This window comes from Clavibacter davisi (genome assembly GCF_052751415.1).
The window spans coordinates 1,809,863-1,830,520 of record NZ_CP199882.1; the positions used below are offsets into that span (position 1 = coordinate 1,809,863).

At 72.7% G+C, this 20,658-nt stretch carries 17 protein-coding genes; 10 read left to right on the forward strand and 7 right to left on the reverse strand.

The window, feature by feature from the left end; all coding sequences use genetic code 11:
- Window positions 1-16: 16 nt before the first annotated feature.
- The 3 genes from sucB to ACU4ZT_RS08620 form a co-directional block, all read right to left on the reverse strand.
- Entirely contained in the window at window positions 17-1,465 is a 1,449-nt protein-coding gene (gene sucB / locus ACU4ZT_RS08610; RefSeq protein WP_445337027.1) for a 2-oxoglutarate dehydrogenase, E2 component, dihydrolipoamide succinyltransferase, read from the reverse strand.
- A gap of 58 nt (window positions 1,466-1,523) precedes the next feature.
- On the reverse strand, window positions 1,524-2,897 hold the full coding sequence (gene lpdA, locus ACU4ZT_RS08615) for a dihydrolipoyl dehydrogenase (protein WP_063071875.1): 1,374 nt from the start codon (window positions 2,895-2,897) through the stop codon (window positions 1,524-1,526).
- A 91-nt stretch (window positions 2,898-2,988) separates the two neighbouring features.
- A complete protein-coding gene (locus ACU4ZT_RS08620; RefSeq protein WP_445337028.1) occupies window positions 2,989-4,497 on the reverse strand; it encodes a leucyl aminopeptidase in 1,509 nt (502 codons plus the stop codon).
- Window positions 4,498-4,634: 137 nt separating this feature from the next.
- Between ACU4ZT_RS08620 and ACU4ZT_RS08625 the strand changes: the two genes are divergently transcribed.
- From ACU4ZT_RS08625 to ACU4ZT_RS08645, 5 genes are all read left to right on the forward strand, one after another.
- Window positions 4,635-5,555, forward strand: a complete 921-nt coding sequence (locus ACU4ZT_RS08625) for a proteasome assembly chaperone family protein (RefSeq protein ID WP_063071873.1) — start codon at window positions 4,635-4,637, stop codon at window positions 5,553-5,555.
- A 54-nt stretch (window positions 5,556-5,609) separates the two neighbouring features.
- Window positions 5,610-6,932: an MFS transporter gene (locus ACU4ZT_RS08630; protein WP_445337029.1), complete on the forward strand. Its 1,323-nt coding sequence runs from the start codon at window positions 5,610-5,612 to the stop codon at window positions 6,930-6,932.
- Window positions 6,933-7,144: 212 nt separating this feature from the next.
- The gene (locus ACU4ZT_RS08635) at window positions 7,145-8,632 is read left to right on the forward strand and encodes an RNA polymerase sigma factor (protein ID WP_445337030.1); all 1,488 of its coding nucleotides are present in this window, start codon (window positions 7,145-7,147) and stop codon (window positions 8,630-8,632) included.
- 3 nt (window positions 8,633-8,635) lie between these two features.
- On the forward strand, window positions 8,636-9,916 hold the full coding sequence (locus tag ACU4ZT_RS08640) for a Mur ligase family protein (protein WP_063071871.1): 1,281 nt from the start codon (window positions 8,636-8,638) through the stop codon (window positions 9,914-9,916).
- Window positions 9,913-10,641 carry a type 1 glutamine amidotransferase gene (locus ACU4ZT_RS08645; RefSeq protein WP_063071870.1) on the forward strand — a complete coding sequence of 243 codons (729 nt, stop codon included), beginning with the start codon at window positions 9,913-9,915 and terminating at the stop codon, window positions 10,639-10,641. Before ACU4ZT_RS08640 ends, ACU4ZT_RS08645 begins: the two co-directional genes overlap by 4 nt.
- 108 nt (window positions 10,642-10,749) lie before the next feature.
- Here ACU4ZT_RS08645 and ACU4ZT_RS08650 read toward each other — a convergent pair whose 3' ends face one another.
- Complete coding sequence (locus ACU4ZT_RS08650; RefSeq protein ID WP_012038337.1) at window positions 10,750-10,977, reverse strand: DUF7455 domain-containing protein; 228 nt, start codon at window positions 10,975-10,977, stop codon at window positions 10,750-10,752.
- Between the two features lie 212 nt (window positions 10,978-11,189).
- Here ACU4ZT_RS08650 and ACU4ZT_RS08655 point away from each other — a divergent pair, with 212 nt between their 5' ends.
- On the forward strand, window positions 11,190-13,268 hold the full coding sequence (locus tag ACU4ZT_RS08655; protein ID WP_414747934.1) for a DNA gyrase/topoisomerase IV subunit B: 2,079 nt from the start codon (window positions 11,190-11,192) through the stop codon (window positions 13,266-13,268).
- 81 nt (window positions 13,269-13,349) lie between these two features.
- Here ACU4ZT_RS08655 and ACU4ZT_RS08660 read toward each other — a convergent pair whose 3' ends face one another.
- Window positions 13,350-15,896, reverse strand: coding sequence for a DNA gyrase/topoisomerase IV subunit A (locus ACU4ZT_RS08660; RefSeq protein WP_063071868.1), 2,547 nt, complete (start codon window positions 15,894-15,896; stop codon window positions 13,350-13,352).
- 84 nt (window positions 15,897-15,980) lie between these two features.
- Here ACU4ZT_RS08660 and ACU4ZT_RS08665 point away from each other — a divergent pair, with 84 nt between their 5' ends.
- Complete coding sequence (locus ACU4ZT_RS08665; protein ID WP_445337031.1) at window positions 15,981-17,120, forward strand: alkaline phosphatase family protein; 1,140 nt, start codon at window positions 15,981-15,983, stop codon at window positions 17,118-17,120.
- Window positions 17,121-17,146: 26 nt separating this feature from the next.
- Here ACU4ZT_RS08665 and sepH read toward each other — a convergent pair whose 3' ends face one another.
- A complete protein-coding gene (sepH, locus tag ACU4ZT_RS08670) occupies window positions 17,147-18,346 on the reverse strand; it encodes a septation protein SepH (RefSeq protein WP_445337032.1) in 1,200 nt (399 codons plus the stop codon).
- A gap of 325 nt (window positions 18,347-18,671) precedes the next feature.
- On the opposite strand from sepH, the gene ACU4ZT_RS08675 reads away from it, so the two are divergent.
- Entirely contained in the window at window positions 18,672-18,965 is a 294-nt protein-coding gene (locus ACU4ZT_RS08675) for a DUF4193 domain-containing protein (protein ID WP_012038342.1), read from the forward strand.
- Between the two features lie 47 nt (window positions 18,966-19,012).
- Here the strand turns inward: ACU4ZT_RS08675 and ACU4ZT_RS08680 are convergent, their stop codons facing one another.
- Complete coding sequence (locus ACU4ZT_RS08680; RefSeq protein ID WP_063071865.1) at window positions 19,013-19,462, reverse strand: DUF3093 domain-containing protein; 450 nt, start codon at window positions 19,460-19,462, stop codon at window positions 19,013-19,015.
- A 38-nt stretch (window positions 19,463-19,500) separates the two neighbouring features.
- On the opposite strand from ACU4ZT_RS08680, the gene dut reads away from it, so the two are divergent.
- Window positions 19,501-19,971, forward strand: a complete 471-nt coding sequence (dut, locus tag ACU4ZT_RS08685) for a dUTP diphosphatase (RefSeq protein WP_063071864.1) — start codon at window positions 19,501-19,503, stop codon at window positions 19,969-19,971.
- Window positions 19,968-20,657, forward strand: a complete 690-nt coding sequence (locus ACU4ZT_RS08690; RefSeq protein ID WP_063071863.1) for a DUF3710 domain-containing protein — start codon at window positions 19,968-19,970, stop codon at window positions 20,655-20,657. Before dut ends, ACU4ZT_RS08690 begins: the two co-directional genes overlap by 4 nt.
- Window position 20,658: the final 1 nt, after the last annotated feature.

Sequence of the window (20,658 nt, forward strand, 5' to 3'; positions counted from 1 at the left end):
CCGTCAGGTGCGTTCGCTAGATGCCGAGGTCGGCGTCGAAGGCGCCCGCCTCGAGGCGGTTCTTCACCGCGACGAGGAAGCGGGAGGCGTCCGCGCCGTCGACGATGCGGTGGTCGTACGAGAGCGCCAGGTACACCGTGGAGCGGATGGCGATCGTGTCCTGTCCGTCGGCCGTGATGACGACGGGGCGCTTGGTGACGATGCCGGTGCCGAGGATTGCGGACTGCGGCAGGAAGACCACCGGGGTGTCGAACAGCGCGCCACGCGAACCCGTGTTGGTGAGCGTGAACGTGCCGCCTGCCAGCTCGTCCGGCGACAGCTTGTTGTCGCGGGTGCGGGCAGCGAGGTCGGCGATCTCCGACGCGAACTGGGCGAGGTTCTTGCCCTCGGCGTCCTTGACCACGGGGGTCAGCAGGCCGCGCTCGGTGTCGACCGCGATGCTGATGTTCTCGTGATCCGGGTAGACGATGCTGTCGCCGTCGACGGTCGCGTTGACGACCGGGTAGGCGCGCAGTGCCTCCGCTGCGGCCAGTGCGAAGAACGGCAGGAAGGAGAGCTTGACGCCGGTCTTCTCGAGGAACTCGCCCTTCACACGGTCGCGGAAGCGGGCCACCTTCGTGACGTCCACCTCGACCACGGAGGTGAGCTGCGCCGTCGACTGCATGGAGACCACCGCGCGGTCGGCGATGAGCTTGCGCATGCGCGACATCTTGGCCGTCGTGCCGCGCAGCGGCGACGTCTCGAGGGGAGCCGCGGCCGGGGCGGCGGGCGCCGACGGAGCCGTGGAGCGGACGGCGGAGGCGGCGGCCTCCGCCGCGGCGAGGACGTCCTCCTTGCGGATGCGGCCACCGACCCCGGTACCCGTGACCGACGCGATGTCGACGCCGCGCTCGTTGGCGAGCTTGCGCACCAGCGGGGTGACGTAGCCCGCGTTGCCGGACGCGGCGGGGGCCGGAGCCGGAGCCGCGGCGGGCGCGGGAGCCACGGCCGGCGCGGGAGCGGCAGCGACGGGAGCCGCCGGCGCGGGGGCCGGGGTCTCCTCGGCCGCGGCCGGCTGCGGGGCCGCAGGGGCGGGCTCGGGCTCGACGGGCGCGGGCGCCTCGGAGTCGTCGTCCGCCTCGGTGGACGGGGTCACCTGGTCGTCGACGGCCTCCTCGGCCGGCTCGTCCTGCTGCTCGGGCTCGGCCGCGGCCGCGGGCTCCGCGGCGGGGGCGTCGCCGCCGCCCGAGCCGTCGCCGATGCGCACGAGGACGGCACCGACCTCGACGGTCTCGTCCTCCTGGACGAGGATCTCCTCGATCACGCCCGCGACGGGGGAGGGGATCTCCGTGTCGACCTTGTCGGTCGAGACCTCGAGGAGGGGCTCGTCCACCTCGACGTGGTCGCCGACGTTCTTGAGCCAGCGGGTCACCGTGCCCTCGGTGACGCTCTCGCCGAGTGCGGGGAGGTTGACGGATTCGCTCATGGGTTGTCTCCTTCAGGCCCGACTCCGGACCCGGCTTGTGTGTCGGTGATGGCGGGTGCTAGAGGGCGTGCAGCGGGGTGCCGGCGAGGGCCAGATGGGCCTCTCCGAGCGCCTCGTTCTGAGTGGGGTGGGCGTGCACCAGGTTGGCGACGTCCTCGGGGTAGGCCTCCCAGTTCACGATGAGCTGGCCCTCGCCGATGAGCTCGCCGACGCGCGCGCCGATCATGTGGATGCCGACGACCGGGCCGTCCTGCACCCGCACGACCTTCACGGAGCCGGCCGTGCCGATGATCGAACTCTTGCCGTTGCCGCCGAGGTTGTACTCGTAGCTGGAGACCTTGTCGGCGCCGAACTTCTCGACGGCCTTCGCCTCGCTGTAGCCGACGCTCGCGACCTCGGGGTCGGAGTAGGTGACCTTGGGGATGTTGATGTCGTCGACGACGACGGGCTTGTTGCCCGCGATCTCCTCCGCGACGAAGATGCCCTGCTGGAAGCCGCGGTGCGCGAGCTGGAGGCCGGGGACGATGTCGCCGACGGCGTAGACGCCGGGGACGCTGGTCTGCAGGCGCTCGTCCGTCAGGACGAACCCGCGGTCGGTCTTCACGCCCGCGTCCTCGAAGCCGAGGCCCTGGGTGGCGGGTCCCCGGCCGACCGCGACGAGCAGGATGTCGGCGTCGAACGCGGTGCCGTCCTCGAGCGTGACCTGCACGCCCTGGTCGTCCTGCGTGACCGACTTGAACCGCACGCCGAGCGAGAACGCGATGCCGCGCTTGCGGAAGGCGCGCTCGAACTGCTTGCTGATCGACTCCTCCTCGTTCGGGACGAGGTGGGGGAGGGCCTCGATGATCTGCACGTCGACGCCGAAGGAGCGCCAGACGGAGGCGAACTCGACGCCGATGACGCCGCCGCCGAGGATGGCGACCTTCTTCGGGATGTAGTCGAGCTCGAGGGCCTGCTCGCTCGTGATGACGCGGCCGCCGATCTCGAGGCCGGGGAGCGTGCGCGAGTACGAGCCCGTCGCGAGGACGATGCTCTTCCCGGTGATGGTCTGGTCGCCGACCTGCACGGTCGTGCCGGACGTGAGGCGGCCCTCGCCCTCGATGACGGTGATGCCGCGGGCCTTGATGAGGCCCTGGAGGCCCTTGTACTTGCTGGCGACGATGGCCTCGCGGTACGCCGTGACGCGCGCGATGTCGACCCCGTCGAACGTGACGTTGACGCCGTACTTCTCCGACTCCCGCGACACGTCGGCCACCTCGGCCGAGTGCAGGAGGGCCTTCGTGGGGATGCAGCCGCGGTGGAGGCAGGTGCCGCCCAGCTTGCCCTTCTCCACGAGGCCCACGGTCTTGCCCAGCTGAACCGCGCGGAGGGCGGCTGCGTAGCCACCGCTCCCGCCGCCGAGCACCACCACGTCAAAGTTCTGTTCCGACACCCAGGATCTCCCTCGTATGCATCAAGGTCGTCTCATGCGACCGCCCGACCGGGCAGGCGCGGGACCCCCTCAGGAGGCCTCTCCGAGCCTACTACGCGCGGGTAAAACCGGCGGCCAGAGCGAGGAGCGTGCGGACCCCGACGCCCGTCGGGCCCTTGCCCGTGAAGCCGTGGCCGCCGCCCTTGTTGTGTGACGGACCGGCGATGTCGATGTGCGCCCACGGGATGCGGGGTGCGTCCTCGGCGTCGCTGGTGCGTCCGACGAACTCCTGCAGGAAGACCCCGGCGACGAGCATGCCGCCCGCGGGGTTCCCCGGCTTGACGTTCGCGATGTCCGCCACGTCCGAGTTGAGCAGCGCGCGCATCTCCTCCGGCAGCGGCATCCCCCACATGGGCTCGCCCTGCTCCCGGGCGACGCCGAGGAGACGGGCGACCAGATCGTCGTCGCCCATCACCGCCGAGTAGCGCTCGCCGAGCGCGACGACCTGGGCTCCGGTGAGGGTCGCGATGTCGATGACCGCATCGGGATGCTCCTCGCTCGCCGCGACGAGCCCGTCCGCCATGACGAGGCGGCCCTCGGCGTCCGTGTTGAGCACCTCGACGGTCGTGCCGCCGCGCATGCGCAGGACGTCGTCGGGACGGATGGCGGATCCCGAGGGCATGTTCTCCGCGATGCAGAGCCATGCCGTGAGCCGCACGGGCAGCTCCAGGCGCGCCGCCGCGACCACGACCTCGAGGATCGTGGCCGCTCCGCTCATGTCGTACTTCATGCCGATCATGGGGACGGCGGGCTTCAGCGAGATGCCGCCGGTGTCGTAGGTGATGCCCTTGCCCACGAGCGCCAGGTGGCGGGTGGCGCCGGCGGGGGAGTAGGCGACCTTGACGAGGCGCGGTGGCCGGGTGGAGCCCTGGCCGACCCCGAGGATGCCGCCGAAGCCGTCCGACGCGAGGGCCTCCTCGTCCCAGACGCGGACCTCGACGGGCAGGTCCGCCGTGCGCGCGTGCACGGCGTCGACGAAGGTGGCGGGGTAGAGGTCGAGCGGCGGGGTGTTGACCAGGTCCTTCGTGCCGGCGACCGCGCTAGCGACCGCGACCGCCCGGGCGACGGCCTCGTCCGCGTCGTCCGCGGTCCAGGAGTCGCCCGAGGCGGCGACCGTGATGACGGAGGCGCGCGCCTTCTGGCCCGCGAGGGAGTCGTGGCGGTAGGAGTCGAAGGAGTAGACGCCGAGCGCGGCGCCCTCCAGGACGGCGGTGAGCTCCCCGAGGGAGGACACCGGCAGCGCCAGGACGACGCTCTCGATCCCGCGCAGCTGACGCGTGGCGGTCCCGGCGGCGTACCGCAGGGCCACCGCGTCGAGCCGCGCCGAGCCGACCCCGACGAGCGCGACGGCACGGGCGGCCGTGCCGGTGCCGGCGATGCGCGTGACCTCGTCCCGACCGCCGGTGACGCCGACCGCGACGAGCCCGGCGACGTCGAGCTCGAGGCCCTCCGGGGCATGCACGCGGACGCCCTCCCTCTCGGAGGAGACGGCGACGACGAGGACGTCGGCCGTGGTCGCGACGGCGCGGTCGGAGGACACGGAGAGCAGGGGAGTGGTCATGGGCCACGAGCCTATCGACGGAGGCCTGCGCGCCGTCCGCGGCCACCCGCTCGGGCGCTGCGCGTGTTCGCTGTGGGCGCCACCGCGGCATGCCGTGACCGCGGGAGGTCGCCCGGAGCGCGGCCTAGAGTTGACGCATGGCTGACGCGGACGGACTGTACGAGATCGACACCGACATCGGCGAGGTCCCGACCGGCCTGCCCCTTGTCGCCGGCCTCACGGGGTTCTCCGACGCCGGGTCCGGCGTATCCCAGGTCAGCGCCTACCTCCTCGACACGCTCAGCCACCGCGACGTCCTCCGCTTCGACACCGACACGCTGCTCGACTACCGCGCCCGCCGCCCCACCATCTACTTCGACCAGGACCACCTCGCCGACTACCGTCCGGCCCGGCTCGCCCTCTACCTCGCCCACGACGAGATCGGCCAGCCCTTCCTCCTGCTGACGGGCTTCGAGCCCGACTTCCGCTGGGAGGCGTTCACGGCCGCCGTCCTGGGGATCGTCGACCGCTACCGCGTCTCCACCACGACGTGGGTGCACAGCATCCCCATGCCCGTGCCGCACACGCGCGACATCAACGTCACCGTGAGCGGGAACCGCACGGAGCTCATCGACGCGCTCTCCGTCTGGAAGCCGCACACGCAGGTGCCGGCGAACGCCCTCCACCTCGTGGAGCACCGGCTGCACGACGCGGGGCACCCCGTGGCCGGGTTCGTGCTGCTCGTGCCGCACTACCTCGCCGACACCGAGTTCCCGCTCGCCGCGGTCGCCGCTCTCGAGAGCATCAGCGCCGCCACGGGGCTCATCTTCCCGACGGACCGCCTGCGCGAGGAGGGCCGGGACTTCGTCGGCCGCATCGACGAGCAGGTCGCCGGCAACCAGGAGCTGGCGCGGCTCGTGACGACGCTGGAGGAGCGGTACGACAGCTACATGGAGGACACGCCGCTCAAGTCCCCGCTGACGGACGAGGACGGCGCGCTGCCCTCCGCGGACGAGATCGCCGCGGAGCTCGAGAAGTTCCTCGCCCGCCGTCGTCCGGGGGACGGCGAAGCGGTCTGATCCGCGTCCCCAGGGCACCGGGGACGCGGGTCGCGCGCCGATAGTCTCGGGGCGATGAGCACACGCCGCGCCCGGATCGTCTTCGGCGTCGCCACCGCCGCGTACCTCTCCTCCGTCCTGCAGCGGGGGTCGCTCGGCGTCGCGGCCGTCGAGGCCGGCGACCGGTTCCACGTCTCCGCGGCGCTGCTGTCCACGCTCGCCGTCACGCAGCTCGTCGTGTACGCGGCGCTGCAGATCCCCGTCGGCGTGCTCATCGACCGCGTCGGCCCGCGCGCGCTGCTGGCGAGCGGCGCGCTCCTCATGGTCGCGGGCCAGCTGACGCTCGCGTTCTCCACCACCCCCGAGGTGGCCGTCGCGGGACGCGTGCTCGTGGGCGCCGGGGACGCCATGACCTTCGTGTCGGGGCTCCGTCTCATCAACGCCTGGCACTCCGGCCCGCGCGTCCCCGTGCTCTCGCAGTGGTTCGCGAACGTGGGGCAGCTGGGGCAGGTGCTCTCGGCCGTCCCCCTCTCGCTGGTGCTGCACACCGCCGGCTGGACCCCGGCGTTCGTCGGGTCCGCGTCCGTCGCGGTCGTGGCGCTGGTCGCCGTCGTGGTCGCCGTGCGGGACCGCCCGGCCGGGGATCCGCCGCCGCCCCGGGTGTCGTGGGGCGACTCGATGCGCGAGCTGGGGCGGAGCCTGCGGCGGCCCGGGACGCGTCTCGGCTTCTGGTCGCACTTCGTGACGCAGTCCCCGGGCGGCGTGTTCAGCCTTCTCTGGGGCTTCCCGTTCCTCGTCGGGGGACTCGGCTACAGCCCGGCGCTCGCGTCCGGCATCCTTATCGTGATCGTGGCCTCGGGCATGGTGGTCGGGCCGTCCATCGGCATCCTCACCGGCCGGTTCCCGTTCCGCCGCTCGAACCTCGTCCTCGGCATCGTCGCCATGATGGGGGCTGCCTGGGCGGTCGTGCTCCTCTGGCCCGGCGTCCCGCCGCTGTGGGCGGTGCTCGTGATGGTCGTCGTGATCGGCGTCGGGGGGACGGGATCGCAGGTCGGCCTCGACTTCGCGCGCACCTTCAACCCGCCGCGGAGCCTCGGGGCGGCCTCGGGCGTGGTCAACGTGGGCGGCTTCACCGCGAGCTTCACGACGATGCTGCTCATCGGCATCGCCCTCGACGTGCAGGACGGCATCCGCGTCGCCGGCGGCGCGCCGAGCGACCTCTACTCCTTCGACTCGTTCCGGGTCGCGTTCGCGGTCCAGTACCTGGTGGTGGGGTTCGGGGTCGTCATGCTCGTCCGCACCCGGAGGCGGACGCGTCGCGCCATGGCCGACGAGGGAATGCGGGTGGGGCCGCTCTGGGTTGCCTACCTCGACAGGCGTCGTCGGCGCCGCGCGTGACGGTGGCTCGTCCTCGCCGGCATCCGTGCAATAATCAGGTACGGACCCGTTCATGTCCCGCATCTCGCGCCGCCCCGGTGGTGCACGAGCAGCGGACTTGACATGGGTCCTAGCAATGTCCGAAAACAACCCCGACCCACCTCCGGCAGGTCACCCCGCAGAGCCACCGCGGAGCGCGCGACCGGTCGCCCGTGGGGACGAAAGGTGTTCGCATGGCCACCCCCTCCACCCCGTCCGCCACGCTGGACGCGGCGACCGCGACCAGCCCGGCAGACGACGCCGCGACGGGCGAGGCGACGGCACCCGCCAAGCGCGCCCCCGCCCGCAAGGCCCCTGCCGCGAAGAGCCCGGCGGCGAAGGCCACCGCCAAGGCCCCCGCGGCCAAGGCCACGAGCAAGGCCGCCGCCGCGAAGGCCGCCGCCGCCGCTGACGAGCCCGCCGCGGAGACGACGCCGGCCGCGCCCGCCAAGGCGCCCACGGCTCGCGCCAAGGCCGCTGCCGCGAAGAAGGCCGCTGCCGGCGGCGACGATGCCGCCGCTCCGGCGAAGGCGCCTCGCAAGACCGCCGCGAAGAAGGCCGCGCCCGCGACGGACGGCCCGGGCGACGCATCCGACGAGGACGCCGAGGAGGTCGTGGTCCCGGCCGTCGAGGACGATTCGGAGGACGAGGCCGTCGAGGACGGCGCTCCGAAGCCGCCCGTGGCGCTCGAACCGCTGCCGACCGGCGCCATGGTCCTGTCGAACAAGGAGGAGGACGAGGACGTCCCCGTCTACTCGACGACCATCACGGGCGCCACCGCCGACCCCGTCAAGGACTACCTCAAGCAGATCGGCAAGGTCGCGCTGCTCAACGCCGCGGAGGAGGTGGAGCTCGCCATGCGCATCGAAGCGGGCCTCTTCGCCGAGGACAAGCTGGCGAACACCCCCGGCATCTCGCGGGAGCTCGAGCGCGAGCTGCGCTGGGTGGCGCGCGACGGCCAGCGGGCGAAGAGCCACCTGCTGGGCGCCAACCTCCGCCTCGTCGTCAGCCTCGCGAAGCGCTACACGGGTCGCGGGATGCAGTTCCTCGACCTCATCCAGGAGGGGAACCTGGGCCTCATCCGCGCGGTCGAGAAGTTCGACTACACCAAGGGCTTCAAGTTCTCCACCTACGCCACGTGGTGGATCCGCCAGGCGATCACGCGCGCCATGGCCGACCAGGCCCGCACGATCCGCATCCCGGTGCACATGGTCGAGGTCATCAACAAGCTCGCCCGCGTGCAGCGCCAGATGCTCCAGGACCTGGGCCGCGAGCCCACGCCCGAGGAGCTGTCGCGCGAGCTCGACATGACGCCCGAGAAGGTCATCGAGGTCCAGAAGTACGGACGCGAGCCCATCTCCCTCCACACGCCCCTCGGCGAGGACGGCGACAGCGAGTTCGGCGACCTCATCGAGGACACCGAGGCGGTCGTCCCGGCCGACGCGGTGGGCTTCACCATGCTGCAGAAGCAGCTCGAGTCGCTCCTCGACTCCCTCTCCGAGCGCGAGGCGGGCGTCATCCGCATGCGCTTCGGCCTGGGCGACGGCATGCCGAAGACGCTCGACCAGATCGGCGACACGTTCGGCGTCACGCGCGAGCGGATCCGCCAGATCGAGTCCAAGACCATGGCCAAGCTCCGCCACCCGTCGCGCTCGCAGTCGCTGCGCGACTACCTCGAGTAGGCCGTGCCGCTGCGCCTCGCCGTCGCCGCGGGACGGGCCGCCCGCTGGGCCGCCCGTCTCCGCGGCGGCGGTTCCGCCGTGCCCGGCGTCGTCGCCCTCCGCCTCGAGCCTCGCTTCCTCGAGCGCACCATCGCCGACCTCCCGCACGGCGTGGTCGCCGTCACGGGATCGAACGGCAAGTCGACCACCACCCACATGCTCACCGCGGTCCTCCGGGCCCACGGCCTCCGGGTCTTCACGAACCCCTCCGGCGGCAACCTGCCCCAGGGGATCGCCTCGGCGGTGCTGGCGGACGCCGACCCCTCGGGACGCCTGGACGCCGACGTCGCGGTGCTCGAGATCGACGAGGCCTACGGGGTGGCGCTCTCGGCCCTGCTGACCCCGCGCACGGTGCTGCTCCTCAACATCCAGATCGACCAGCTCAACCGCTTCCACGAGCCGGACCGGGTCGTCGGCATGCTCGAGCGCATCGCCGCGACCGCGACCGAGGCCGTGGTCGCGAACCGCGACGACGCCAACGTCAACGCCATCGCCGCGGACGCGACGTCGTCCGGCCGCGTCGCCGTGGACTGGTTCGGCGTCTCCCCGGGCCTGCTCGGCGACAGCAAGCACGGGCTCGCATCCGCACCGCGCTTCGGATCCGAGGATCCGGCACCCGTCGAGGCGCCGGCCGCGGTCGAGGCCGTGGCGCTCGAGGGTCGCGACGCCGTCTTCCGCCTCGCCTCGGGGGATCTGACCGCCCGCCTCCCCTCCCGCGGACTGCACTACGCCGTCGACGCCGCCGGTGCGCTGGCCACGGCCCGCCGGGTGCTCGGCGACCGGTTCGACCCGGCCCTCGCCGCCGAGGGCCTCGGCTCGGTCGCCGCCGTCTACGGACGTGGGGAGGTGCTGCGCGCCGGGGACGAGGACATCGAGATCATCATGATGAAGAACCCGGCGAGCCTGCAGATGAACCTCGACGCTCTGGGCGACCCGCCCGAGCAGGTGCTGCTCGCGGTCGACGACGGCACGCCGGACCCGTCGTGGATCTACGACACCGACCTCTCGGCGCTCACGCACGCCGACGTCGTCTCGGGCACGAAGGGCTACCAGCTGGCGGTGCGCTTCGGCTACGAGGGACTGGAGGTCGGCCGCGTCGAGCCCGACCTCCGCCGTGCCGTGCAGGCGTTCCTCGCGCTGGAGAAGCCGTCCCGCGGGGTCAAGACCATGATCGTCAACTACGAGCAGATGATGGCGATCCGCCGCATCCTCGGGCGGACGGATCTCGAAGGGGGACCGGCGTGAGCGACGTCCTGCGCATCCTGCACCTCTACCCGGAGGAGCTCGGCATCAACGGGGACCGCGGGAACGTGACGGTGCTCGTCGAGCGCGCGCGCATCCGCGGCATACGCACGGAGGTCGTCCGGCACGCACCGGGCGGCGGGCACCCGGGCGACGCCGACATCGTCTTCGCGGGATCCGGGCCGCTGTCCGCGCAGCGCACGGTGCTGCCGGACCTCGTGTCCCACGCGGCCCACCTCGTCGCCCTCCAGGCGTCCGGAGTGCCGCTCCTGGCCGTGGGCGGCGGCCTCCAGCTGCTGGGCGAGACCGTCCGTCTCGTCGACGGGGGAGAGCTCGTGGGCGCGGGCGTGCTGCCCATCCGCACGCAGCTCACCGCCGCCCGGCAGGTGGGCGACCTCGTCGTCGACACGGCCGACGGCGAGCTCGTCGGCTACGAGAACCACGGGTCGACGCTCGACATCCGCACCCACGCGCCCCTCGGGGCCGTGCGGGCGGGATCCGGGAACGGCGGCGGCCAGGAGGGCGTGCGCATCGGATCGTCGATCGGCACGCACCTCGGCGGACCGGTGCTCGCGCTCAACCCGCGGCTCGCCGACGAGCTGCTCGCCGCCGCCCTCGCGCGTCACGGCCGGGAGCTCCCCGCGGACATCTCGGGCACGCTCGACCGGCTCGACGGCTGGGCGCGCGAGGCGCGCGCCACCGTCATGGCGCGGCCCGCCCACTACTGACGACGGGCTCCGGGCCGACCGGCCCGGTGCCCCCGCATGACGAAGGGCGCATCCTCCGAGGAGGATGCGCCCTTCGAGCGTCGGCCGGAGCCGACGCGGAGTCCGTGCCTAGGCCCGCTCGTCGAGCAGGCGGCTCGACTCGTCGTGCCAGCTCGTGGCGATGGCCGACAGCTTCTCCTGGTACTTCTTGCCGTGGTGGGCACAGAAGAGGAGCTCGGAGCTGTTGACCTCGACTCGGATGTAGGCCTGCGCACCGCAGCTGTCGCAGCGGTCGTTGGCGGTGAGCTGGTGGTTGTCGAGCTCGTCGACGGGACGCTCGGTCGCGGTCGGTGTCATGTGATGCTCCCCTCCGGGTCGGGTCGTGTGTCGAGCCGAATGCGTCAAGTAGACCACGTGCTCCCGGGTGGCTGCTGTCCTCGGGCCCGACGTTTCGCTCTGCGCGTAGGCGCGAGCGGGGACGGCGGGTCGGAGGGGGAGGCACCGGGTGGCGGTTAAGATCGACATCGGCTCGCGTCCGGCGAACGCCGGACGCACATGGAGGACAGCACGTGGCAGCATCCGATTATTCCGCCCGCCATCTCTCCGTCCTCGAGGGCCTCGAGGCGGTCCGCAAGCGGCCCGGCATGTACATCGGCTCCACCGACTCGCGCGGACTCATGCACTGCCTCTGGGAGATCATCGACAACAGCGTCGACGAGGCCCTGGGCGGGCACGGCGACCGCATCGACGTCCGGCTGCACGCCGACGGGAGCGTCGAGGTCCGGGACACCGCACGCGGCGTCCCCGTGGACATCGAGCCGAAGACCGGGCTGTCCGGCGTCGAGGTCGTCTTCACCAAACTGCACGCCGGCGGCAAGTTCGGATCCGGCTCCTACGCCTCCTCGGGCGGCCTGCACGGCGTCGGCGCGTCCGTCGTCAACGCCCTCTCGGAGCGGCTCGACGTGGAGGTGGACCGCGGCGGGAAGACGTACGCCATGTCGTTCCGTCGCGGCGAGCCGGGCATCTTCGACGACGAGGGGGAGCCGAGCCCCGACGCGCCGTTCCGCCCCTTCACGTCCGGCAGCGAGCTGCGTGTCGTCGGCAAGGTGCGCAAGGGCGTCACCGGCACGCGGATCCGCTACTGGGCCGACCGACAGATCTTCACCCGCGGCGCGTCCTTCCTCACCGAGGAGCTGCTCGGCCGAGCGCGGCAGACGGCGTTCCTCGTCCCGGGCCTCAGCATCGACATCGAGGACCTCCGCGGCGAGCAGCCCGTGCGCGAGTCCTTCCGCTTCGACGGCGGCATCGCGGAGTTCGTCGACCACCTCGCCGTCGACGCGCCGCTCACCGACACCTGGCGGCTCGAGGGGTCGGGCACGTTCACGGAGACGGTTCCCGTCCTCACCGACGGCGGCGCCATGGTGCCCACCGAGCTGACCCGCGAGTGCGCCGTCGACATAGCGCTGCGCTGGGGCACCGGGTACGACACGCGCTTCAAGTCGTTCGTCAACATCATCGCGACGCCCAAGGGCGGGACGCACCAGGCCGGGTTCGAAGCGGGGCTGCTCAAGTTCGTCCGCGCGCAGGTCGAGGCGAACGCCCGGAAGCTCAAGGTCGGCACCGACAAGCTCGAGAAGGACGACGTGCTCGCCGGGCTCACGGCCGTGCTCACGGTGAGGTTCCCCGAGCCGCAGTTCGAGGGGCAGACGAAGGAGGTGCTCGGCACGCCGGCCGTGCGCCAGATCGTGTCGCAGGTGGTGCAGAAGGCCATGGCGGAGCGCTTCGAGTCGACCCGACGCGAGGACAAGGCGCAGACGGCCGTGCTCCTCGAGAAGGTCGTCGGCGAGATGAAGTCGCGGATCTCGGCCCGCACGCACAAGGAGACGCAGCGTCGCAAGAACGCGCTGGAGAGCTCCTCCCTGCCGGCGAAGCTCGTGGACTGCCGGTCGAACGACGTCGCGAACAGCGAGCTGTTCATCGTGGAGGGCGACTCGGCCCTCGGCACGGCGAAGCTCGCCCGCGACAGCGAGTACCAGGCGCTGCTGCCCATCCGCGGGAAGATCCTCAACGTGCAGAAGGCCTCCCTGCCGGACATGCTCTCGAACACGGAGTGCGCGTCCATCATCCAGGTGCTCGGGGCGGGATCCGGCCGCACGTTCGACCTGTCGGCCGCGCGCTACGGGAAGATCATCATCATGAGCGACGCCGACGTCGACGGCGCCCACATCCGCACGCTGCTGCTCACGCTGCTGTTCCGCTACATGCGTCCGATGATCGACGAGGGCCGCGTGTTCGCCGCCGTGCCGCCGCTGCACCGCGTCGTGGTGATGAACCCGGGATCGAAGCCCAACGACGTGATCTACACCTACTCGGAGCGCGAGCTCGCAGCCGTGCTCGCGCAGGCGAAGCGGCAGGGCAAGCGCTACCAGGACCCCATCCAGCGCTACAAGGGCCTGGGGGAGATGGACGCCGACCAGCTCGCGACCACCACGATGGACCGCCGCAACCGCACGCTGCGCCGCGTGCGGGTGGACGACGCCGAGGCGGCGACGCGCATGTTCGAGCTGCTGATGGGCAACGACGTGGCGCCGCGCAAGGAGTTCATCATCGACGGAGCCGGCGCCGTGCGGGACCGCATCGACGTGTGACGCGCGGGTGCCACACCCGGCGCACGACGACGACGGCCGCGGACCCCGAGGGATCCGCGGCCGTCGTCGTCCGTACCGGGACTACGTCTCGAGCGGGGCGGACCCGTCCTCGGCCGCGGGCTCCACGACGCCCACGGCGGCGCCCGACGCCGCGTCCGGGACCTCGGCGGGGGTGACCGCCTGGCCGACGCCGCCGATGGCCTTCTCGAGCGGGATGCCCGAGCCGTCGCGCTTCATGCCGGTGGGCGGGAGCTGCCGCACCTCGCCGGCGGGGCCGACCGCGAGCGCCGGGCCGGGGCCCACCCAGGCGAGGGCCAGGTGGTCCTCGCCCTTGAGGTAGGCGTGCGCGCGCACGCCGCCCGTCGCGCGGCCCTTCCGCGGGAAGTCCCCGAAGGCGGACACCTTGGCCCGCCCGGGGTCGACGCCGGCGATGGTCGCCGACGACGCGGAGACGGTGACGACCTGGGCGCCCTCGGGCGCCACGGAGGAGAAGAACAGCACGCGGGCGCCTGCGGCGAGGTTGACCCCTGCGACGCCGCCCGCCTGCACGCCCTGCGGGCGCACGGAGACCGCCGGGAAGTGCAGCAGCTGCGCCTCGCTGGTGACGAACACGAGCTCGTCCGTCTCGGCGCCCTGGCGCGCGCCGACGACCTCGTCGCCCTTCTTGAGCGCGATGACCTCGAACTCCGGCTTGGCGGGCAGCGACGAGGGGGCGACCCGCTTGACGACGCCCTGACGCGTGCCGATCGCGATCGCCTCGTCGGACTCGAGCGCGACGAGAGCGACGACCCGCTCCTTCCGGTCGGTGAGGCCGAGGTAGTCGCGGATCCGCACGCCCGCCCCGAGCTGCACGCTCGCGACGGGCACCACGGGCAGGTCGACGGGCGTCATCGTGATGAGGCGCCCGGTGCTCGTGATGGCGCCGATGCGCGTGCGGCTCGTGGTCTCGATCGCCGTGAGCACCGCGTCGTGCGAGCTGCGGCGCACTGTCTGCAGGGGCGTGCCGGGGGCGTCCGTCGGCAGGTCGACGCGGACCGCGCGGCCCGTCGTCGAGAGCAGCACGCGGCAGGGCACGTCGGCGATCTCGAGCACGGGCGCCGTGCGGCGGCTCGACGCGCCCGCCACGCTCGGCGCCGCCTCCGTGAGGAGAGTGCGCCGGGGCGTCCCGAAGCGGTCGGCCACCTCCTGGAGCTCGCTGGAGACGAGCGCGCGCAGGCGGAGCGGATCCGCGAGGATCGCCTCGAGCTCGGCGATCTCGGCACGCAGCCGGTCGCGCTCCTCCTCCAGCTCGATGCGGCTGAACCGCGTGAGACGACGGAGGCGGAGCTCGAGGATGTAGTCGGCCTGCAGCGTCGACAGGTCGAACACGTCCATCAGCCGCGCGCGCGCCTGGTCGGTGTCGTCGCTGCCGCGGATGACCTGGATGACCTCGTCGATGTCGAGGATCGCGATGAGGAGCCCGAGCACGAGGTGCAGCCGCTCCTGCCGGCGGGCGAGCCGGTAGCGCGTGCGCCGCGTGACCACGTCGAGCCGGTGCGCCACGTAGACCTGCAGCAGCTCCTTCAGGCCCAGCGTCTGCGGGCTGCCGTCGACGAGCGCGACGTTGTTGATGCTGAAGCCGTCCTCGAGCGGCGTGTAGCGGTACAGCTGCTCGAGCACCGCCTCCGGGTTGAAGCCCGTCTTGATCTCGATGACGAGCCGCAGCCCGTGCGTGCGGTCGGTGAGGTCCGTGACGTTCGTGATCCCGGAGAGCTTCTTGTTCTGGACGCCGTCCTTGATCTTCTCGATGACCTTCTCGGGGCCGACGAGGTACGGCAGCTCGGTGACGACGAGGCCCGACTTCCGCGGCGTGAGGCTCTCGACGGAGACGCGCGCGCGGGTCTTGAAGCTGCCGCGGCCGGTGAGGTACGCGTCCTTGACGCCGGCCAGGCCGATGATCGTGCCCCCGGTGGGCAGGTCGGGCCCCGGGACGAAGGCCATGAGGTCGTCGAGCGAGGCGTCGGGGTGGTCGATGAGGTGACGCGCGGCACCCACGACCTCGATGAGGTTGTGCGGCACCATGTTGGTCGCCATGCCGACCGCGATGCCGCTGGCGCCGTTGACGAGCAGGTTCGGGAACGCCGCCGGGAGCACGGCCGGCTGCATGAAGGCGTTGTCGTAGTTGGGCACGAAGTCCACGACGTCCTCGTCGAGGCCCTCGACCATCGCGAGGGCCGAGGCCGCCAGCCGGGCCTCCGTGTACCGGGGGGCGGCGGGCCCGTCGTCGAGCGAGCCGAAGTTGCCGTGCCCGTCGATGAGCGGCACCCGCAGCGTGAACGGCTGCGCCATGCGCACCATCGCGTCGTAGATGGCCGAGTCGCCGTGGGGATGGAGCTTGCCCATCACCTCGCCCGTGACGCGCGCCGACTTCACGTGCCCGCGGTCGGGACGGAGGCCCATCTCGCTCATCTGGTAGAGGATGCGGCGCTGCACGGGCTTGAGGCCGTCGCGCGCGTCGGGCAGGGCCCGGGAGTAGATGACCGAGTAGGCGTACTCGAGGAACGAGTTCTCCATCTCGGTGGAGACGTCGACGTCCTCGATCCGCTCGGCGGGCTCGTCGGGCGTGGTGTTCGTGGTGGAGGGACTCATGGACTCTCTGGGTCGGGATCGCGCTGCGTCGGATCGGCGTCACGGCGCGGATGCGCGCCGGGCTGCTGTGGCAGACTGGGCCGGATGGCCCCCATGCTACCGGCGCCCGGATCCGGCCGGATGAGCCTCACCGCGGTCCTGCCCGGCTGCCTCGCCGCCCTCGCGGGGGAGGGGTCCGAGGCGTCCCTGCCCCCGGTCGACCGCGCCGTGGTCGTCCTCGTCGACGGGCTCGGCTCCGCCGCCCTCCGCGCGCGGGCCGGACACGCGCGGAACCTCGTGCGCGACTGGCGGAAGCGCGACCTCGTCGACGTGGGGTTCCCCACCACGACCGCCGCCAGCATCACGTCGTTCACCACGGGCGTCCGCGCCGGGGAGCACGGCCTCGTGGGCTACAGCGCGCTCGACCCCGCGGGCGACCGCGTCCTCAAGCTCCTCTCGGGATGGGACGCCCGCAGAGTCCCCGAGGAGTGGCAGCCCGTCCCCACCGTCTTCGAGCGCGCGGCCACGGCGGGCGTGCCGGCGTTCGCGGTCGGCCCGGCGCGCTACTCCGGGTCCGGCTTCTCCCGTGCCGCCCTCCGTGGCGCGACCTACGTCCCCGCCGAGTCGATGGCGGACCGGTTCGCGACCACCCGCGCCCTCCTGGACCGCACGCCGCGAGCGCTCGTCTACCTCTACGTCCCGGAGCTCGACCAGGCCGCGCACTCCCACGGCTGGCAGTCCGACCGCTGGCTCCGGGATCTCGAGGAGCTCGATGCCGCCTTCGGCCCGTTCCGCGACCGGCTCGGCGCGCGCGAGGGCCTGCTCGTCACGGCCGACCACGGGATCGTCGACGTGCCCGCCGAGTCGCACGTGCTCTTCGACCGCGTGCCCGAGCTCGTGGCGGGCGTCCGGCACGTCGCCGGCGAGCCGCGCTGCCTGCACCTGCACCTGGAGCCCGGTGTCGACGCCGACGCGCTGGCCGACGCCTGGCGCGCGTCTGAGGGCGGCCGCGCGCATGTCGCCACGCGTGACGAGGCCCTCGCAGCGGACTGGTACGGCGAGGTCCGCGACGGGGTCGCTCCGCGCATCGGCGACGTGGTCGTGGCCGCGCGCGCGCTCATCGCCTACTACGACGGACGCCCGCGGGACCAGGGCGCGCGCCGGATGGTCGGCCAGCACGGCTCCTTCTCGGACGAGGAGCGGCTGGTCCCGCTCATCCGCGCCGGAGCCTTCGCGCGCGGCTGACCCGGGACCGATCCGACGGGCGGCCGTCAGGCCAGGTGGTCGTCGTCGCTGCGCGCGCCGAACACGATCTCGTCCCAGCTCGGCATCGCCGTTCGTCCGCGTCGCCCGGAGGCCTTGCCGGATCCGCGCGACTCGGCGCCGCCGGGGGTCCGCAGGCCCTCGTCCTCGGCGTCGCCCTGCGAGCGCTCGCGTCCCGACTCCCCGCGGCCGATGCCGGGGACCACGGCGGAGCGCAGCGGGGGAGCGCCGCGCTGCCCGCCGCGCGGACGGGTGAGCGGCTCGCCGCCGCGCGCGGCGGGCGACGGGGACTCGGCCGGCGACGCGTCCGCCGCGTCGCCCTCGTCCTCGCGCGGCACGGACTCGCGCTCCCCGCGCCGGCGGCGCAGCGCCTCGAGCAGGTCGGCGGTCTCGTTCAGCTCGGCCTGGGCGACGCGGGCCGGCTGCTGGCTCCCGGCGGGGTGGTTCCCCTGTCGTCCCAGGTGCGTCACGGCGGCGCCCTCCTCGCGCCGCGGCGCCTCCCACGGCTGGGGCGCGGTGTCCTGCGTGGCGGATGCGGCCGGCTCCGGGAGCCGGAACGCCCCGCTGTCGAACCGCGTGACGCCGCCCTCCTGGTGCGTGTCCACCGTCTCGGGCGGCAGCGCCCGGAGCCTGGGGATGAGCGCGCCTCGGATCTCGCCCTGCTGCGAGAGCGTGACGGCCTCGTTGTTGGCGGGGGAGAGGGCGTGCTTCTTGGGGTCGTAGGCCCAGCGCGCGTCGTGGTCGATCTCCTCGGAGGTGAAGGACGCCTTGACCACCCAGCCGCCGAGCTGCTCCTTCCAGCTGCTCCAGCGCACGTCGGTCGCGCCGAGCGACTCGAGTCGCTCCTCGATGACCTGGCCGAAGAGCGTGCCCTGGCCCATCGGGTCGACCTCGATGGCCGTGTGGACGGGGACCTTCATCGCGCTGCGCACGACGTGCTCGCGCTCGGCGACGACGGGTCCCTCGAACTTGCGCACGTACTCGACCGACGCCCCGGTCTCCCGGGCCACGTCCTCCGCGCTCATGCCCTGGCGGATGAACGACTGGATGATGCGGGGCGCGGCCTTGCGCACGGCGCCGCCGTCACCCGTCTGACGGCGCAGCGCCTGGCGGAACGCGTCGTCCATGGCGAGGCGGTGGCGGTCGCCGCCCACCGTCTCGACGACGAGGGCGCCGTCCTCGACTCCGACGATCTTCAGATCCTGCATGTGTTCCACGCCTCTCGCGCTCACTGGACGATTCACGATGTCACGAACCGGCCCCTCTTCCGGGGAATACGCGTGGCGCGCCGCGACTTGTGTCGGACGAGAGCGTCGGGAGGCGGGATCGCGGCGCCGGAGGGCACTCAGTTAGTGCGCGAACGGTGTACCGTGTGAGTCCGCGTCCGAGGCCCGGACACGGGCCGGCGCTCCGCATCGGAACGCCCGATCAGGTGCCTCGCGAGGGGCCCTGGGACGGTTTGCTATCCGGATGCGATTCATGCAAACTGTGCCCGCCGATTCCGTTCGGCGGTTATTCGAGAAGTGGACAGGAATGGCAACTGATTACGACGCCCCGCGCAAGACGGAGGACGACTCCGACTCGATCGAGGCTCTGAAGGAGCGCGTCCCGGACCGCATGTCCGGGGTCGTGGACGTCGACGATGCCGACAACCCCGGGAGCTTCGACCTCGCCGGAGCCGACCTCTCCGACCTCGAGCTCGAGACCGTGGTGCTGCCGCCGCAGGCGGACGAGTTCACCTGCGTGAGCTGCTTCCTCGTGAAGCACCGCTCGCAGATCGACCACCAGGAGAAGCTCGGGCCCATCTGCCAGGAGTGCGCCGCCTAGGGAGACGCCGGGCGAGAGCCCCTAGAGGCCATGCGCCTCACCGCACGTCATGATCGCCGCGATCCCCGGATCGCGGCGATCAGTCGTTCCGGCGTCCGTGTGGACACCAGCCAGTAGGGCGCCGGGTCCGCCGCGTCCAGGAGCGGCACCTTGACCACCGGATCCACCCACCCTCGGATCACGAGGAACGCCCGCGCGTGCAGCCGCACGCCGCGCTCGGCCGTCGCGTCGGCGCCGCGGAACGCCTCGGGCTCGCCGAGCTGGTCCACGTCGATGGTGGCGCGGCCGGCCCGCAGCCGCCCGTCGACCACCTCGATCACGGGACTCGTGAGCACGAGCGTCGCGACGACCCCCGCGTAGAGGACGATCGCGACCACCACCCCGGCGACGACGCTGATGGGGAGGAAGACGAGCAGGCTCGCGGGGATGACGAGGGCGGTGGCGACGAAGAGCCAGGGAGCCGGCCGGAGCCGCTCTCTGTAGGGGGGTGGGGGCATGCGCCTATTCGATCAGATTCCTGCACTAGCCTCTCACCGTGCCCGATCCCGTCGACGTCCTCATCGCGGGCGACGCCCCGATCCCCGCCTACGCGCACCCCGGCGACGCCGGTGCCGACCTCGTGAGCGCGGAGGCCGTGCGCCTCGAGCCCGGTCGGCGGGCCACCGTCGGCACGGGAGTCTCGATCGCCCTGCCGGACGGCCACGCCGCCTTCGTGCTTCCGCGCAGCGGGCTCGCGGCACGCCACGGCATCACCATCGTCAACGCGCCCGGCACCGTCGACGCGGGCTACCGCGGCGAGATCCGGGTGACGCTCCTCAACACCGACGCCGACCACGCGTACGATGTCGCGGTCGGCGACCGCATCGCGCAGGTCGTCGTCATGCCGGTCAGCCGGGTGCGCTTCGTGCCCGTGGAGAAGCTGCCCGGGAGCCACCGCGGCTCGGGGGGCTTCGGCTCCACGGGCACCGGCGCCCTCCCCGCCCGAGAGTCAGGAGACCGAACATGACCGACGACACCACCGACCAGCCCGACGACACGGTCGCGGACGAGGCCGAGCACGTCCTCGACGCGAAGTCCGCGCCCGACGACCGGGCCGACGAGGGGCCGCTCGACGAGACCGAGGCGAACCCGGTCCGTCCCTATGTCGACCTCGGCGGCATCAAGATCCTGCCGCGCGAGGGCCTGCACCTCCGCCTGGAGGTGGCCGAGGGCACGCAGCAGGTCGTCGCCGTCGGGCTCGACTTCGCCGAGTCCAGCCTCCAGGTGCAGCCCTTCGCGGCGCCGCGCTCGAGCGGCCTGTGGCATGAGATCCGCACGACGATCGGGGAGCAGATCCAGAAGCAGGGCGGCACCACGCGCCTCGCCGACGGCCCGTTCGGCCCCGAGCTGCACGCGGTCATCCCCGTCGTCCCGCAGCCGGGCCAGCCGGCGGCGACCACCCGCGACGCGCGCTTCATCGGCGTCGACGGTCCGCGCTGGTTCCTGCGCGGCGTCATCACCGGCCGCGCCGTGTCCGACCCCGAGGCGGCCGCCGCCGTCGAGGACCTGTTCCGCAGCGTCGTCGTGGTCCGCGGATCCTCGCCGATGCCCCCGCGCGACCTCATCCCCCTGAAGATGCCGGCCGCGCAGGTCGGCACCACGTCGGGCGCGGCACCCGCCGGCGAGGCCCCGGCCCCGGCGCTGGGTTCCTGAG